This is a genomic window from Alishewanella sp. WH16-1 (assembly GCF_001441695.1).
GTDB classification, from domain to species: Bacteria; Pseudomonadota; Gammaproteobacteria; order Enterobacterales; family Alteromonadaceae; genus Alishewanella; species Alishewanella agri.
The window spans coordinates 16,437-31,204 of the sequence record NZ_LCWL01000145.1; the positions used below are offsets into that span (position 1 = coordinate 16,437).

17 protein-coding genes are annotated in these 14,768 nt (G+C 51.5%); 3 read left to right on the forward strand and 14 right to left on the reverse strand.

Going from position 1 to position 14,768, the window contains the following annotated elements:
* Positions 1 to 24 precede the first annotated feature (24 nt).
* Positions 25 to 813 carry a CLCA_X family protein gene (locus tag AAY72_RS15055; RefSeq protein ID WP_057788618.1) on the forward strand — a complete coding sequence of 263 codons (789 nt, stop codon included), beginning with the start codon at positions 25 to 27 and terminating at the stop codon, positions 811 to 813.
* Here the strand turns inward: AAY72_RS15055 and AAY72_RS15060 are convergent.
* The 3 genes from AAY72_RS15060 to AAY72_RS15070 all read right to left on the reverse strand — a co-directional run bounded on the left by AAY72_RS15060 (position 810) and on the right by AAY72_RS15070 (position 4,277).
* Positions 810 to 2,120 (reverse strand): bifunctional diguanylate cyclase/phosphodiesterase, encoded by a 1,311-nt coding sequence (locus AAY72_RS15060; RefSeq protein ID WP_057788620.1) that lies wholly within the window; start codon positions 2,118 to 2,120, stop codon positions 810 to 812. The two genes, AAY72_RS15055 and AAY72_RS15060, sit on opposite strands and share 4 nt — an antisense overlap.
* A gap of 97 nt (positions 2,121 to 2,217) precedes the next feature.
* Positions 2,218 to 3,786 carry a GMC family oxidoreductase gene (locus tag AAY72_RS15065; RefSeq protein WP_057788622.1) on the reverse strand — a complete coding sequence of 523 codons (1,569 nt, stop codon included), beginning with the start codon at positions 3,784 to 3,786 and terminating at the stop codon, positions 2,218 to 2,220.
* Positions 3,786 to 4,277 carry a hypothetical protein gene (locus tag AAY72_RS15070; RefSeq protein ID WP_057788624.1) on the reverse strand — a complete coding sequence of 164 codons (492 nt, stop codon included), beginning with the start codon at positions 4,275 to 4,277 and terminating at the stop codon, positions 3,786 to 3,788. The genes AAY72_RS15065 and AAY72_RS15070 overlap by 1 nt, the downstream gene beginning before the upstream one ends.
* Before the next feature lie 54 nt (positions 4,278 to 4,331).
* Between AAY72_RS15070 and AAY72_RS15075 the strand changes: the two genes are divergently transcribed.
* Positions 4,332 to 5,357 carry a hydrolase gene (locus AAY72_RS15075; protein ID WP_057788625.1) on the forward strand — a complete coding sequence of 342 codons (1,026 nt, stop codon included), beginning with the start codon at positions 4,332 to 4,334 and terminating at the stop codon, positions 5,355 to 5,357.
* A 65-nt stretch (positions 5,358 to 5,422) separates the two neighbouring features.
* Here the strand turns inward: AAY72_RS15075 and pckA are convergent, their stop codons facing one another.
* The 3 genes from pckA to nudE form a co-directional block, all read right to left on the reverse strand.
* Entirely contained in the window at positions 5,423 to 7,021 is a 1,599-nt protein-coding gene (pckA, locus tag AAY72_RS15080) for a phosphoenolpyruvate carboxykinase (ATP) (RefSeq protein WP_057788627.1), read from the reverse strand.
* 209 nt (positions 7,022 to 7,230) lie between these two features.
* The gene (gene cysQ, locus AAY72_RS15085; protein WP_008985191.1) at positions 7,231 to 8,055 is read right to left on the reverse strand and encodes a 3'(2'),5'-bisphosphate nucleotidase CysQ; all 825 of its coding nucleotides are present in this window, start codon (positions 8,053 to 8,055) and stop codon (positions 7,231 to 7,233) included.
* Entirely contained in the window at positions 8,009 to 8,620 is a 612-nt protein-coding gene (gene nudE / locus AAY72_RS15090) for an ADP compounds hydrolase NudE (RefSeq protein ID WP_008950758.1), read from the reverse strand. The genes cysQ and nudE overlap by 47 nt, the downstream gene beginning before the upstream one ends.
* 72 nt (positions 8,621 to 8,692) lie before the next feature.
* Between nudE and yrfG the strand changes: the two genes are divergently transcribed.
* Positions 8,693 to 9,385 carry a GMP/IMP nucleotidase gene (gene yrfG, locus AAY72_RS15095; protein WP_057788629.1) on the forward strand — a complete coding sequence of 231 codons (693 nt, stop codon included), beginning with the start codon at positions 8,693 to 8,695 and terminating at the stop codon, positions 9,383 to 9,385.
* Here the strand turns inward: yrfG and AAY72_RS15100 are convergent.
* The 8 genes from AAY72_RS15100 to gspG are packed head-to-tail and all read right to left on the reverse strand — an operon-like array spanning position 9,374 to position 14,767.
* The gene (locus tag AAY72_RS15100) at positions 9,374 to 10,123 is read right to left on the reverse strand and encodes a type II secretion system protein N (RefSeq protein WP_057788631.1); all 750 of its coding nucleotides are present in this window, start codon (positions 10,121 to 10,123) and stop codon (positions 9,374 to 9,376) included. The genes yrfG and AAY72_RS15100 overlap by 12 nt on opposite strands.
* Position 10,124: 1 nt before the next feature.
* Positions 10,125 to 10,595, reverse strand: coding sequence for a type II secretion system protein GspM (gspM, locus tag AAY72_RS15105; RefSeq protein ID WP_057788633.1), 471 nt, complete (start codon positions 10,593 to 10,595; stop codon positions 10,125 to 10,127).
* Positions 10,592 to 11,782 (reverse strand): type II secretion system protein GspL, encoded by a 1,191-nt coding sequence (gspL, locus tag AAY72_RS15110; RefSeq protein ID WP_057788635.1) that lies wholly within the window; start codon positions 11,780 to 11,782, stop codon positions 10,592 to 10,594. Before gspL ends, gspM begins: the two co-directional genes overlap by 4 nt.
* On the reverse strand, positions 11,779 to 12,777 hold the full coding sequence (gene gspK, locus AAY72_RS15115) for a type II secretion system minor pseudopilin GspK (protein ID WP_008985186.1): 999 nt from the start codon (positions 12,775 to 12,777) through the stop codon (positions 11,779 to 11,781). The genes gspL and gspK overlap by 4 nt, the downstream gene beginning before the upstream one ends.
* Positions 12,774 to 13,391 carry a type II secretion system minor pseudopilin GspJ gene (gspJ, locus tag AAY72_RS15120; protein WP_057788637.1) on the reverse strand — a complete coding sequence of 206 codons (618 nt, stop codon included), beginning with the start codon at positions 13,389 to 13,391 and terminating at the stop codon, positions 12,774 to 12,776. The genes gspK and gspJ overlap by 4 nt, the downstream gene beginning before the upstream one ends.
* Positions 13,378 to 13,758, reverse strand: a complete 381-nt coding sequence (gene gspI, locus AAY72_RS15125; RefSeq protein WP_008985184.1) for a type II secretion system minor pseudopilin GspI — start codon at positions 13,756 to 13,758, stop codon at positions 13,378 to 13,380. Before gspI ends, gspJ begins: the two co-directional genes overlap by 14 nt.
* Positions 13,758 to 14,324 (reverse strand): type II secretion system minor pseudopilin GspH, encoded by a 567-nt coding sequence (gene gspH / locus AAY72_RS15130; protein ID WP_057788639.1) that lies wholly within the window; start codon positions 14,322 to 14,324, stop codon positions 13,758 to 13,760. The genes gspI and gspH overlap by 1 nt, the downstream gene beginning before the upstream one ends.
* Positions 14,324 to 14,767: a type II secretion system major pseudopilin GspG gene (gene gspG, locus AAY72_RS15135; RefSeq protein ID WP_008985182.1), complete on the reverse strand. Its 444-nt coding sequence runs from the start codon at positions 14,765 to 14,767 to the stop codon at positions 14,324 to 14,326. Before gspG ends, gspH begins: the two co-directional genes overlap by 1 nt.
* Position 14,768 lies beyond the last annotated feature (1 nt).

Consider the following 14,768-nt stretch of genomic DNA (forward strand, 5'->3'; position numbering starts at 1 on the left):
GAAAGCTCTCGCTATTATAGCGGCATGCAGCACGCTTCCCGCCCCCCACGCCAATACTATCGAAATGGTCCACCGCATCGCAGTGGTGCCGACGTTAGCTTTGCCGATTTGGTAACGATTTTTGGCTTTAACAGCATTCATATTGGTCGCTGGGTGACCGCAGCAGAACAACAACAAGCGGCTAATTTATTCTTTGATGCCTTTGCCGATTTGCAACAATTGCTGCAAGTCCCGGCCGAGGTGATTTCACTGCGCGGTACTCTGGCGTTAACTTTTGGTATTGGTGGCCAACCCGGAGTTTGCGCATTTTATCAACCCAAAGGACGGATCCTGGCGCTGGCCAAAAATGCCGGCGGCGGCAGCCTGGCTCACGAGTGGATGCATGCTTTTGATCATTATATTGCGCAGAAAATGTTTCAGGGCGAGGTTAGCGCCGGTCAATTTGCCAGCCGCACCTGGCTAACACAGCAGCCAATAAAAGCGCATCCCCTCAATGCTTTGTTAGACCAGGCTTTTACAAAACTCTTTGTTAGTGATGATGGTTGTGATGTCAGCGACTTTTTTCAGCATTGCCGAAGTCTGGACCAAGCCGCAGCGCGACTTTATTTCAGCTTGCCGGAAGAAATGACGGCCAGAGCATTCGAGAAAGTATTACAGAGCCAGTCACTGAAAAATAGTTTTCTGGTAGCGGGCACCCAGCAAACTGCTGCTGCCCGCGCAGGGGTTTACCCTGAACCGCAATTAACCGCTGAGCTCGGACAATTATGGCTGGGTTATTTCCGTCTATTAGGGCAACAACTACAAACCGTTTAGCCCTGAATACAGCGGTTACCACCGAGTTGCTTGGCGCGATACATCGCCTGATCGGCCATTGCAAGTAACGGCTCTGTGTTTAGTGTCGCCGCTGCAGCACATACCACACCGATACTTGCCGTGATCGTCAGGCTGTGCGACGGTAATTGAAAGGAGGTGCTAAAACTCTGACGGATCTTTTCCGCCGCTACGGCGGCCTGCTCTGCCGAGTCAACTTCACTCAACAAAATCACAAACTCATCGCCACCAAAGCGCGCGACAGTGTCGGCCTGACGTACATTCTGGATTAAGCGTTGCGCAACCTGTTGTAATAAATCATCACCAACGCTATGACCGAACTGATCATTCACCGGTTTAAAACCGTCCAGATCGAGATAACAAATGGCCAACTGACACTGATGCCGCTGTGCCTGTGCCATGGCTTGCCGGCAACGATCGTAAAACAGCTCCCGCTTGGGTAAGCCGGTTAGCTCATCATACAATGCGGAATGTTGCAGCCGCGCCAGCAACTCTTTCCGCTCAATCGCTACCGCCATATGCTGTGCCACGAAATCCAGTAAATCGGCATCCGCATGATGTGATACGGCAGTTTGTGCTGAAACTAAGATCACCATAGCGCCTAGCACGTTGGTGTGCGAGATCAGCCGCACCCCCAACCATAAATTATGGTCTGCACGTTTACGGATCAGCGGCAATGAGGCTGGTCCCCTGTCCTGCAACAGCTGATTACAAAGCTCGGTTGCTTCCGCAGCACTCTGCGTATCCCCCTCAGGTAGATACTGATAAGCTAAATTGATACTGCCGGCAACCGTGCGGCGGGCAATGACACAGGCCTGGATCGGCATTAACTGCTGTACAATTTGCAACAGCTGCCGGTATAGATCCTGCAAATTCTCGGCAGCAAAAGCCGCCTCGGAAATAGCATAGAGCGCATGCTGGCGGCTCTCCGCCAATTTTAACCTGGTAATATCACGCGCCACGGCGACCCGCTGCTGCTTATCTGCCGACCAGCGTGCTGACCATAGCAAATGTACAATCTGGCCATCTTTGCGTAGGTAGCGGTTTTCGAAATCGGTCTTGATTTGCCCGGTATTGATGGCCTGCGCCGCGGCCAGCGTCTTAGGAACATCATCCGGATGGATAAAGTCCAGCATACTCCGACCCAGCATTTCACTGGCCGGGTAACCAAAGATCCGCTCTGCACCAGAGCTTAAAAACTGAAAATGCCCATCGCGATCCACAGCACAAACCGCATCCAGTAAAACATCTATATATTCGCCTAAGGCGTGGCATAACGAAGCTGGCATGACTGTATTGTTACAACATAAGAAGTGTCAGAGCTTAACAATAGTCTATTTTTACTAGTAGAATCCAGCTTTAGCTACCTAAGCCAAAGAAAAATTGTTAACGGGAGCCGTGTCGTAAACGACTAATCAGCCGTTCAGTATTACGCCACACTAAAGCGTAGATCGTCAGCTGCGGGTTAGCCCCCAGGCTGGTTGGTAATACCGAGCCGTCAAAAATCGACAGGTTTTGCAGTTGATAATGCTGACCATCGGCATTCACTACGCCCTGTCGCTCGTTAGCCGCCATATTACAGCCGCCCATCACATGAGCCGACACCACCGTTTGTAATAACGGACGCATTGCCAGCTGGGCGATCGCGCTTTTTGCCTCGGCCCAGCTTTGGTATTGCTGCGCCTGATGATGAATGGGCAATACCGCTTTGGCACCAGCAGCAAATTGTAGCTCAGCCATCGATAACAGCGCACGACGCATACCCTGCCACAAATAGTCACTGATCGGATAATCCAGCAGCGGTTGCTGCTGCGCATCCAGGCTAACACTGCCGCCCTGACTTTGCGGATGAAAACCATCGCGCAGTAAAGCGATAGTCACCTGTAACTGATTAAACTGCTGCATCAAGGCAGCATGGGCCTGAGCCTGGCCAGTCAGCTTGGTTGCCATCAGTACCGGGTGCAGCGGGGGGACTTCCAGCTTGTAACCGGCCTGCCCATCGCTGGGCCAGACAAACTGATCGGAATAAATACTTTGCGGTGCGCCGGCATGGCCATTAATGTCCTCATTAAAGACCGCGCCGGAGATCACTGTCGGGTGCAAATAGGTATGTTTACCCAGACGGCCTGAGGGATCCGGCACTTTGGAGCGTAACAGTAACGCCGGCGAGCCGATGGCGCCGGCGGCGACAATAAAGTGTTTGGCCCGAATGCGAATCTGTATTTCCGCGCGCGGATGGAAAAAGCGATCGACCGGCACCGCAGTAAGACTTTGCACCTGATTGCCCTGCCAGTGTAGCTGCCGCACCGAAAGTCGCGAGATCAGCCGGGCGCCCTGCGTCAACGCACTGGGAATGGTACTAACTAACATCGATTGCTTGGCATTGATCGGGCAGCCCATGCCGCAATAGCCAAGGTTGGCGCAGCCGTTGACATTACGGTCGATCACCGTATATTCCCATCCCAGACGCTCGCAACCTTGCTGTAATTTGGCATTATTCGCATTGGGCGGCATCGGCCAGCGGTGGATATTTAACCGCTGCTCAGCCAAAGCAAAATAAGGACTTAGCGTATTGTCACCGCTAAAGTCGAGGCCAAATTCTGTTTGCCAGTAGCTGAGTGTTGGCTGAGGGGTGCGGATTGAGGTAGTCCAGTTAACGGTGGTTGAGCCACCTACAGTGCGGCCCTGCAGAATACCAATCGCCTGATCGCGGGTTTTACGCCCCGCTGCTTCCTGATACAGCTGCGGATAGGCCCAGCGCTCTTCCATGACAAAATCATCGCGATCATAGTAGGCGCCCTCTTCCAGTAACAATACCTGCAAACCGGCCTTAGCCAGTAACTCCGCGGCAATACCGCCACCGGCGCCGCTACCGATGATGACCACATCGGCGCTAAATTGTTGTTCGGCGGTAAATTGACTGGCGTCCAGATGTTGCGGTGACTGCTTAGCCATTAACGGAACCTCGGTGCAGTATAATTGAGGGTGGCCCAGTGCTCGGGCTGACTGTAGTAGGCAGCAAATAACAATTCGCGTAAACCATGGTAAGCTTGCTGCAATACGGCAAGGTAGCTATCACGCCAGCGGGCAAACAACGTCAGCCGTTGTGGCAGACTCAGCTCAGCCAGCGGCAACCAGTGGCCACTTAGCGCCAGCCGGCCCAGTCGCTGTGCCAGCAAATTAAATAGCAGTTGTAGTTCTTGCTGCTGGCGTAGCGGCAAAAATGCCAGGCTGTCGTGCACCGCCGCGATAGTCCGGCTAATGGCGGCGTCAGACTCTGCCGGCGCTGTGGGTAAAGCACCGTATAATAAGGCCGGTAGCAAGGCGGCGAGGACCAGCTCAGAATTAGCCGTGTCATCACTGTTTAGCAGCTGATAACCGTTAACTCCCAGCGTTGCGGTGGTGCCAAGCGCCAGGCCTGACAGGATAAATTGGCGGCGATTCATCGTTATTCTTTTTTTGGAAGCCTTAGGCCACATTCTTTCTCAGGAGCGGTTATTTTGCAAGCACAGCTCGGACCAGCCAGTCATCATCTTCATGCCACCAGCTTTAGCGCGCCGTGGTGGCTACGTAATGCTCATCTGCAAACTATTTTTGCTAAGTATTTAAGTCCAAAGCAACAGGTGCCAACCTACCCGGAAATGTTAGCCTTACCCGATGGTGATGAACTGCAGCTCAACTGGACCGAACAACTGCCAGTAACCGAGCAAAGGCCGCTACTGGTGATCCTGCATGGTTTAGCCGGCGATCTGCACAGCCATTATATTCAGGGGCTGCTGGCCGAAGTAACACGCCGCAAACTGCCAGCGGTAGTGATGCATTTTCGTGGCTGTCATGGCAAACCGAACAAGCTGCCACGGGCCTATCACAGCGGCGATACTGCCGATGTTGGCTATTTGCTAAGCCAACTACAACAGCGTTTTCCGGCGATGCCACTAACCGCAGTTGGCTTTTCCCTGGGGGGTAATGTGTTGGTAAAATACTGTGGTGAGCAAGCCAGTGCTAATCCGCTACGCGCTGCCGTCGCCATCTGCCCGCCACTGGATCTGGCGGCCTGCGCCAAACGCATTAATCAGGGCCTGAGTAAAATTTATCAGCGTTACTTGCTGGAGCGCTTAAAACGGCAAACCCTGGCCAAGCTGGCGCAGTTCCCGGATTTTCCGCTCCCGCTAACGCCAGCTCAGGTGCGGCAATTTAACAGTATTGCCGAATTCGACCAGCATTATACTGCGCCGATCCATGGCTTTCGCGATGCCGCTGACTATTACCAACGCGCCAGCGGCAAAGCCTGGTTAAACGCTATCACCATCCCAACGCTGATTATTCATGCCAGTGACGATCCCTTTTTAAGCGACGCCGTGATCCCCTCCCCGGCGGAGCTGAGTCCACAGGTGGAATACCGGCTCAGCCGCCACGGTGGCCATGTCGGCTTTGTCGGCGGCAAACATCCATTTCGTACCGAATTCTGGCTTAACCACCAAATCTGCGACTATCTGCAGACGAAGCTGAACCTGGCGCCAGCATAAATTTAGTACCGGATAAAACAACAAAGCCCCGAACCGGGGCTTTGTGTTATTAGCACTGCAGTTTATTACAACTGTGGGCCTGCCGCCACCAGGGCTTTACCTTCATCGTTATCAGTAAACTTAACAAAGTTATCGATAAAACGTTTGGCCAGATCTTTGGCTTTGACTTCCCAGTCTGCTGCGTTGGTGTAAGTTGCACGCGGATCCAGGATACCGTCATCGACATCATGCAGATGAGTTGGAATTGCCAGGTTAAAGTACGGCAGCTGCACAAATTCGGCGTTCTCGATGCTACCGTCCAGGATGGCGTCAATAATGGCACGGGTGGCTTTAATGGATACACGTTTACCTGTGCCATTCCAACCGGTATTGACCAGATAAGCTTCAGCACCAGCGGCTTCCATCCGCTTACCTAACACTTCCGCATACTTAGTTGGGTGCAGGCTTAAGAAGGCGGCGCCGAAACAGCTGGAGAAGGTTGGCGTAGGTTCAGTAATACCACGCTCAGTACCGGCCAGCTTGGCCGTAAAGCCAGACAGGAAATGGTACTTAGCCTGTTCTTTGGTTAACTTCGATACCGGCGGTAAGACACCAAAGGCATCTGCAGTCAGAAAAATCACTTTCTTGGCATGACCAGCTTTCGACACTGGGGTGACGATATTGTCGATATGGTAAATCGGGTACGACACCCGGGTATTTTCCGTTTTCGAGCCATCGTTAAAATCAATTTTGCCGTCTGCCAGCACGGTCACGTTTTCCAGCAGGGCGTCACGACGGATGGCATTATAGATATCCGGCTCGTTTTCTTTCGACAGGTTAATGGTCTTGGCGTAACAGCCGCCTTCGAAGTTAAATACACCGTCGTCATCCCAGCCGTGCTCATCGTCACCAATTAACTGGCGCTTCGGATCGGTTGACAGGGTCGTTTTACCGGTACCAGACAGACCGAAGAATACCGCCACGTCGCCGTCTTTACCGACGTTAGCAGAACAATGCATCGAAGCGATGCCTTGCAGTGGCAGGAAGTAGTTCATCATTGAGAACATACCCTTCTTCATTTCGCCGCCGTACCAGGTACCACCGATCAGTTGAATGCGCTCGGTCAGGTTAAAGGCAACGAAGTTTTCTGAATTCAGGCCATGTTTCTGCCAATCCGGGTTAGTGCATTTGGCACCGTTCATCACGATAAAGTCTGGCTTATAGCTTTTCAGCTCTTCATCGGTAGGCCGGATAAACATATTTTTTACGAAATGCGCCTGCCAAGCCACCTCAGTAATAAAACGTACCGCTAAGCGGGTGTCGGCGTTAGCACCACAAAAGGTGTCAACAACAAAGAGTCTTTTGCCGGATAACTGGCGGGTTACCAGTGTTTTCAGATCAGCCCAAACTTCCGGGGTGATAGCTTTGTTGTCGTTTTTGCCTTGATCAGACCACCAAACGGTATCGCGGGTGGTGTCATCACGCACAATGTATTTGTCTTTCGGAGAACGGCCGGTAAAGATACCAGTATCAACTGATACCGCGCCAAGTTCGGTCAGCTTACCTTTTTCATAACCTTGTAGGTCACTGCGGGTTTCTTCAGCGAACAGCAGCTCGTAAGATGGGTTATATACGATTTCCGTGACATCTGTGATGCCGTATTGGCCCAAATCCAGATCGGACATTTGTTAACTCCTAAGGGTACTGTAGGTAAGGGTGCAGTCTCTGACGGACTTAATTTAATGTTGCTCTTTGAACAAAGGGCGGTTCTCTGTTCAAAAAACACCCGCGCATCATAGCGTTTTTTCACGATAAAAGATACTGGGATTTGGCTAAGCGCCACTGATTGCGCGGCTTGTGGCCAGTTACTTAATTACTAAAGTTGGTAATTTTATTACAATTCGCGCGCAGTTTGCCGGGCTTTAATTAACTCCGGCCAGGGCTGTACTGCAGCTCCTATTACCATAAAATCAGGATTACCGAGGGTTTCCCTTTGGTTATAACTAAGGGGTGCAAACTGACTATCGAGGATTTTACCGCCGGCTTCTTCAACAATGACCTGCACCGCGCCGGTATCCCATTCACCAGTGGGTCCTAAGCGCAGATAACAATCTGCTTTGCCTTCCGCCACCAGACAACTTTTTAACGAGCAGCTACCTAAAGCAATAAATTCAGCATGTTCGGGTTGCTGTAATAACTCACTGATAAGCAGCCGGGGCTGACGCCGACTTACGGCGATACGCAAGGGTTGCTCAGGCTGATACTGATGAACCTGAATACGTTGTAGCAGATTACGTTGTTGTTTAAAGGCGCCATTGCCGCGAATGGCGTAATACAACAACTGTTCCTGAGGCCAGTAAATCACGCCCAGCGCTGGCCAGCCATGTTCCACCAACGCAATACTAACGGCAAAATCGCCACTACGGGCAACAAACTCCTGGGTACCGTCCATCGGATCGATCAACCAATAACGCGGCCAGTCATAACGCTGGGCTAAAGGAACTAAGTGAGTTTCTTCGGAGATAATCGGTATGTCCGGCGTCAGCTCACTGAGCCGGTCAATAATATGCTTATTAGCGGCCAGATCAGCCGTAGTGACCGGGCTGGTATCCTGCTTTTGTTGCTGGCTAAAGTCACCGCTCTGGTAAAGCTCCCATAAAATCGCACCGGCCTCACGGGCGGTGGTCTTCACTGGCTCCAGCAGTTTGCTTAAAAACATCCGGGTTGGCTTCCAAATAGTGTTGTGCCAGCAACAAGGCTGCCACGCTGCGCGCTTCGGTAAAATCTGCCTGTTGCAATAAAGCGGCTGACTCTTGCCGCGCCCAGCGCACCAGCTCCAAAGGTTCAGGTTCGTCACCAGCCTGTTGCTCAGCATAAAGATCAAAGGCCAGCACCAGATGCATTGTAGCATTAAAATAGCCAGGCGCTAAAGCCAGTGATTTCAGCTGTACAAAACGCCTGGCACCGAAGCCGATTTCCTCTTTTAGCTCGCGATTGGCCGCAGTCAGAATATCCTCGCCCGGGTCAATTAACCCTTTCGGAAAACCCAATTGATAATCGTGGGTGCCGGCACAGTATTCGCGTACCAGATACAGGTGTTCCGGATCCGGACAGGCGATAATCATTACCGCGCCGCGGTTGCTACCGCGCATACGCTCGTAAATACGCTCTTCACCGTTGCTAAATCGCAGCTCCAGCTGCTCCACTTTAAACAGCCGGCTTTGCGCCACAATTTGTTGCGACAGAATTTCCGGTTTTTGTTTATCGTCTGTGCGCTGCGTCATCGGCTGCTCTCTGTTAAACTGCTTATCACTCTACTTGGTTAGCTACTATAAAGCGATTAACGGGAAAAGCCTATGCTGCAATGGTCAGAAATCGATACCGTACTATTGGATATGGACGGTACCCTGCTGGATTTACATTTTGACAATTATTTCTGGCAAGTACATTTGCCACAGCGCTGGGCCGAGTTGTCAGGCAAGAGCGCAGCGGAAGCCAGTGCTGAGCTGATGGCTGAATACGACCATCTGCAAGGCAAACTAGAATGGTATTGTCTGGATTATTGGGGTAAACGATTACAGTTACCGATCACCGAACTGAAACGTGAAATAATCCATAAAATTCAGATGCGCGACGATGTACCGGCATTTTTGACAGCCTTAAAGGCTACCGGCCGGCATGTCGCTTTAGTCACTAATGCTCATCCGGACAGTTTGTCGTTAAAACTGGAACGTACGGATCTGGCGAAATATATTGAACAGCTGATTTCAACCCACGAATTTGGCGTCACCAAAGAAAGCCAGCAGTTGTGGCATAAATTAAAGCAGCGACTGAATTTCGATCCGGCACGCACGCTGTTTGTCGATGATAGCCTACCCATTCTGGAAGCCGCCCGCGAGTTTGGCATTAAACACCTACTCGGCGTGGCGAACCCGGATAGCCAGAAACCGGGTAATCATTACCATGGTTTTAGCATGATTACCGATTACCGCACTTTGCTGTCAGACATTTATCAAAGCCGCAATCAGCTCCCTGCTTCAGAAGTTTAGCCGATAACGCCCTTCCGCATCAGGTGTACCGACAAAACGCATCGCCTGATGCACCTCATCTGGCAGTTGTGCAGAGGGTTGTAGCGTGCCGCTTACTGTAAGCTGCCCTTGCTGATTGACGGTAGCTTCTATTGCCAAGGCTAAAATGTTAGCCGGATCAGTAGTCAACAGCGGCTGATTATTTTCACAACGCAGGCTGGCATGAAAATGCTCCAGGTTCAGCCAGGTACCAGTTGGTGGCTGTAAACGCGCATCTAACCAACTCGCACTGCCCGTAAGCTCGTGGCATTGTTGTTCCCGAATAACCAAGCGACTGACATCAAACAGCAAATTACCTTCCGCCTGTACCGGTAACGGCAGCTTTAGTAATGGCAGCACCGCCGGCACGGGCAACCGCAACAGAGCGTCACGGACCTCGACTGCCGCCGGCGATAAACGCAACTGCGCTTGCAGATAAGGCTGCTGTTGTTGTTGCATAGAGCCGGAATCCAACTGCAACTCGGCACGTAATAACAACAATGACCAGGGTTGCAACTGCCAGCGTAACTCTGCTATCTGCAACTGTTGATACTGCACTTGCTGGATCTGTCCCTGCCATAAAGTACCGGTTACCGGACCATGCTGGATGGCGGCTGGCAAGGGTAACAACCTGAACCACCAGGCTGCGGGCATCATGATAATCAGAAATACCAGATAAGCCAGACTACCCAGCAGCGCGAACTTCCAATACTTCTTCATACTACTCAATCACCATTCTGCGAACTCTGACCATACCGCTTTTATCTGTCGCCGCCAAATCGACTTGCACCAGCCGTACGCCATTCTGATAGTGCAATTGGTGCAACCATGGCAGTAATTGCTCGTAAGCAATATCTTCTAACACCAGTTGCAACTGTTCGCCTTGCGGCTGCATTCTGCTAACGCGAATATTAAAGGTCCTGGCGCTGTTACTGACAATTTGTGCCAGACTACCACCGGTTCGCTGCAGCTCTTTGCCCGCTTGTAATAAGATGGGCTTAGCTTGCTGCAGTGCTGCTAATTGCTGCTGTGCCAGCTGTAAGGCCTGACTATTTTGTTGCTGCGCCTGATGAAGTGGCTGCCAGATTAGCCAATAAAACATCCCCAACGCTAACACCGGAATACAAATCAGCAACAGCCGCTGCTCACGTTGCGCCAGCTGACCCCACCAAATCAAGAGCCGTTGTTTCATACTTTACCCCGCATGACTACTGTACCCTGCACACGACTGCCGTCATTACTCAAGGCACCCTGTTCAACCACGTAGCCAGCTTGTTCCAGAGCATTTTTCAACTGTTCAAAGCTCTGAAAACCACCGGCACTCGCCGAAAAACGCAGCTCCTGCCTTGCCGCATCGTAACGCAAAGAATCCAGCTTAATATCTGGCATGCTTTGTAATCGTTGTTGTAATGCCTGTAACTGCACAAAGAAGCTTTGCTCGCTACCTCCGGCGCCGACAGCCTGCAGCTTTTGCTGCAACTGACGGCTTAAATTAATAATCCGCTCGCCGGGGTAGAGCTGCAAATACTCATTTTGTAAATTGGCACGGGTCTCGGCCAGAGCCCGCTGTTGCTGCCAGACTTCCGCGGTCAATTGTGCTAAATACAATATCAGCACAGCGCCGGTAAGCAGTGCGGTTGAGCGCCATTGCTGCCAGGTTTTATTCTGCGGTTTCTTCGGCGTATAGGTGCCTTGCAGCAGGTTAAAACTGGTAGTGGCTAGCCCCCGGGCCAATAATGCCAGCGGTAACTCAGGTGAACCGGGTTTGACCGGATGGGCGAGCTGTTCTGGCCACGGACTGTAACTGGTCATTTCTGGCAAAGCCGCCAAACTGAGGTAGTCTGGCCACCAACTACTATCAACAGCCGTTGCCTGCCACGCATCTAAACGCAATAACCATTGCTGTTGCAGTTCAATGCAGGCAGGTAGTGACTCTGCGGGTAACAACAAGGCATCCGGAATCAGCCGGCTGACATTAAAGCCAGCTTGCTGCAGCCAGTCCAGCCACTGTTCCAATCGTTGCCGCTGACAAATCGCCACTTGCTGCCAATACTGTCCTTCGCGCTGTTCAACCTGGCCGACGGCGATAAAGAGCCGATCAATATCTTCTGCCTGCTCCTCCTCCAGCATAAAGGGTAATGCCTGCAACAGTTGCTTAGTTGGCTTGGCCGGCAAAGCGATAGTTTTTAATACCACATCTGCGGCTGGCACCAGGGCAATGACCGCTCTACGCCCCAAGCGTTCGGCTAATGCAGGTAATTGTTCAACTGCAGCCACTTCGCCACTGGCGATCACTTCTGCCGTCAACGGTGCCCACACCAACCAACTAATGCTTTGTTGTGGCTGACTACCAAGCCGGATTATTAATTGTTCATTCACCCCTGGCCTCCAAAACGCCGTGCCAACACCTTGATTGCATCATTTTCTTCTCGTTTAAACAGCGTCGTCTGCCGGAACCCGGCTTCCAGATAAGCGGTTGTTGCCTGCAACCGAAAATAGTTGGAACGGACACTGAGTATTGCCTTGGCTTCATCTGTTACTGTTATACCGGAAAGTGCTGTGCTTTGCAGAAAGCTTTCTACATCGGCATAACCTTCTTCGGGCCTTTCCAACACCAGCTCCTGAGCTTGCGCTTCGGTCAGCTCAGGTATCAGTGCTTGCAACAATACCGCTGTCTGCTCCGTCAGCGTATTCACATTCAACAGCCAACTGTCTGTTTCCGGTAGCACACAGATATAAGGTTGTAACAACTGGTAGTCTGCCGGCGTCAGATCCAGCATCAAACGCAGTTCAGTCTCTGATACCATTAAACTGTTAGCGGTATAATACGGAAACTGCAGCGAGGCATAATCATCTTGTTCAGCGCCACCGGCTGAATTCAATATGCCATCTTCATCCAACCAGTCGCTGAGCCTGGCTGTCAGGTACTCAGCCGGCATACTGAGCTCGCTACCTATTTGCTCCAATAACCGCTGAAAACTTTGCTGTGCCAACGTTTGTTGCTGACCCTTGCTGCGGTCGGGCTGTTTTTGCAAGGCGTTTAAATTAAAACAGCTGTTCAGGTCATTAATTTCACCCGCAATCTGGCCATCTTCTACCATAAAACTGGCACCCTGTTGCGCCCAATCCTGCCCCAAATGCACCACCTGCTGCCCCGCTAACGAGCGTTGTAATAACACCCTGGCAAAAGCCTCGGCGCCCATGGCGTACCAAAATGCCTGTTGCTGTTGCTGAATATTTTGCTGCCGTTGTAGTTGCAATTGTAAGCGGCCACTCATTTCGACAGCTAATACCACGACTATCGCTACAATCATCAGCACCGTAATTAAGGCTGCACCAGCTTGAGTGCGGATCGGAGGCGGGCTTGTGTTCATCCCTCAACTCCACGCCATAACGCATCAGGCAGTATAAAAACCCGCTCATATTCACCGCTACCCAGCTGGGTCAGTTGGATACGGATCGCTTGCGGAAAATATTGATGATGCCAACGCTCTTCCCATTTATCGTTGTACCAGTAAGACACCACAAAGGACTCGACATCGGTCAGCAAAATTTGTTGTTGCGGCGTACTGTCATTCACCGCATCCACATAAAGCGTAAACAGCCGTTGTAATTGACCATCCTGCAAACGATAAGCAACCGCTTGCAGTTCGCTACGCGGTAATAACATTCCCGGATTGCGCCAACCCTGACGGGTAAAACTCAGACCATGGTCTTCACTACCGAGCAAAAAGGGCTCACCCCATAAACGCTCTTGTTTTGGTGGATCACCTTCAATACGTACCCGTCTGGCGCTGATTTGCATCAAATCCCGCTCTAATAGCAACATGGTTTGTTGTAACTGACGTAAGTTTGTTAACCGCTGTTGTGATACCTCATCGCTCTGAGTCACATTCGATAAAATGCCAACTGAAGCTAAGCCAACCATCGCAAAAATTGCCGTCGCCAACAACATTTCCAGAAAGGTAAAGCCGTTAATTCGCTGCATCTGGCCGCCCGACGTAAGTTTTCAGCTGATAGACAATCTGCTCCGGAGCTTCTGCTGCTCTGACTGTCACCACTAATTCGCGCAAATCCTGATCCGGTACCACATTAGCCCGCAGTTGCCATTGCCAGTCGCGTTCACCTAAGCGGACTTCGCCCTGCTCCAGCTCACGCGGTGGCCAGCTGCGATTTATCTGCGCCAGCTGTAGTTGATTATTCGCCACCATACTCGCCAGTGTCAGTTCTTCCAATTGGGCAATGGCGCGTAAATGGCTGCCACTGGCTTGCAAGATGGCGGCACCGGCGGTAGCAAAAATAGCCAATGCAATAAGCACCTCAAGTAACGTAAAGCCGCGGCAGATTTTGCGCATCAATCCGCCTCACTATATCGCTGCAATGGCAGGCTAAAGTCGGTACCCAGTGTTACCTGCACTGGCGACAGTGACTGCTCGGTGCTGAAGGTTAAACGAAAGGGGCTGAGTTCGCCGGATGACAAAATAAATACCTGTGGTAGCGGTGGCGGTGAGGAGGCTTCGGGTGATGTTGCAAGGTCTTCGGCTGCATCTTCCCACTCGAGCTGGCTCAATAAACTCTGTTCCTCACCTGGCAGCCCCTCCAGTTCCACTGTCAGGGTAATACCCTCAGGTAAGGTATAGGCTTTGGCTGCGGCAGGTTGCTGTGCCCATTGCCAACCATCGGCCTGATAGTAGACAAAAGCGTATTGACCGGCGGCAACCACCAGTCCCCATTCCTGCTGCCTTAATTGTGCGGAGTCGGCAATAAACTGAAACACTTGCGAAAAACGCAATACCTCTTTTTCCAGACGTTGCTCGGGGCTATTACCGCTAAAATTAATGACGACTGCACTGGCTAGGATCCCAACCAGTAGCAGCACTAACATCACCTCCAGTAGCGTAAAGCCCCGAGCTCTCTGCATTAATTCGCACCTGAGCCTTCCGCGTCCAGGTTCCAGTTGCCGATGTCATCATCAGTACCAGCGACCCGGTCAGGACCTTTGCTGAACACATCAATACGGCCCATCTGCCCTGGGCTGACCAGAATATATTCTTCACCCCAAGGGTCCTTTGGTAAGCGACGGATAAAACCGCCTTCCGGGAATACCCGTGGTACCGGCTGAGAGCTGGGTGCTGTCACCAAAGCTTCCAGGCCCTGCTCAGTAGTTGGGTAGAAGCTATTGCGTAAGCGGTACATATCAAGGGCACTTTCCAGCTGCTGAATATCCACCACCACTTTCTGCCGGGCAGCCTGCTCCTGATTACCCATCAAGTTAGGTACCACCATACTGGCAATAATACCCAGGATTACAATAACGACCATCACTTCCAGTAAGGTAAAACCCTGTTGTTTCTGCCTTAACATT

Coding starts and splice junctions, on each gene's coding strand:
- cysQ (WP_008985191.1), bottom strand. CDS start 8,055: ATGTTTTTAAGCAAACTGCTGGAGCCAGTGAAGACCACCGCCCGTGAG.
- gspM (WP_057788633.1), bottom strand. CDS start 10,595: ATGAAACAACGGCTCTTGATTTGGTGGGGTCAGCTGGCGCAACGTGAG.
- AAY72_RS15060 (WP_057788620.1), bottom strand. CDS start 2,120: ATGCCAGCTTCGTTATGCCACGCCTTAGGCGAATATATAGATGTTTTA.
- gspJ (WP_057788637.1), bottom strand. CDS start 13,391: ATGCAGCGAATTAACGGCTTTACCTTTCTGGAAATGTTGTTGGCGACG.
- yrfG (WP_057788629.1), top strand. CDS start 8,693: ATGCTGCAATGGTCAGAAATCGATACCGTACTATTGGATATGGACGGT.
- AAY72_RS15100 (WP_057788631.1), bottom strand. CDS start 10,123: ATGAAGAAGTATTGGAAGTTCGCGCTGCTGGGTAGTCTGGCTTATCTG.
- pckA (WP_057788627.1), bottom strand. CDS start 7,021: ATGTCCGATCTGGATTTGGGCCAATACGGCATCACAGATGTCACGGAA.
- nudE (WP_008950758.1), bottom strand. CDS start 8,620: ATGACGCAGCGCACAGACGATAAACAAAAACCGGAAATTCTGTCGCAA.
- AAY72_RS15070 (WP_057788624.1), bottom strand. CDS start 4,277: ATGAATCGCCGCCAATTTATCCTGTCAGGCCTGGCGCTTGGCACCACC.
- gspI (WP_008985184.1), bottom strand. CDS start 13,758: ATGCGCAAAATCTGCCGCGGCTTTACGTTACTTGAGGTGCTTATTGCA.
- gspG (WP_008985182.1), bottom strand. CDS start 14,767: ATGTTAAGGCAGAAACAACAGGGTTTTACCTTACTGGAAGTGATGGTC.
- AAY72_RS15055 (WP_057788618.1), top strand. CDS start 25: ATGCAGCACGCTTCCCGCCCCCCACGCCAATACTATCGAAATGGTCCA.
- gspK (WP_008985186.1), bottom strand. CDS start 12,777: ATGAACACAAGCCCGCCTCCGATCCGCACTCAAGCTGGTGCAGCCTTA.
- gspH (WP_057788639.1), bottom strand. CDS start 14,324: ATGCAGAGAGCTCGGGGCTTTACGCTACTGGAGGTGATGTTAGTGCTG.
- AAY72_RS15065 (WP_057788622.1), bottom strand. CDS start 3,786: ATGGCTAAGCAGTCACCGCAACATCTGGACGCCAGTCAATTTACCGCC.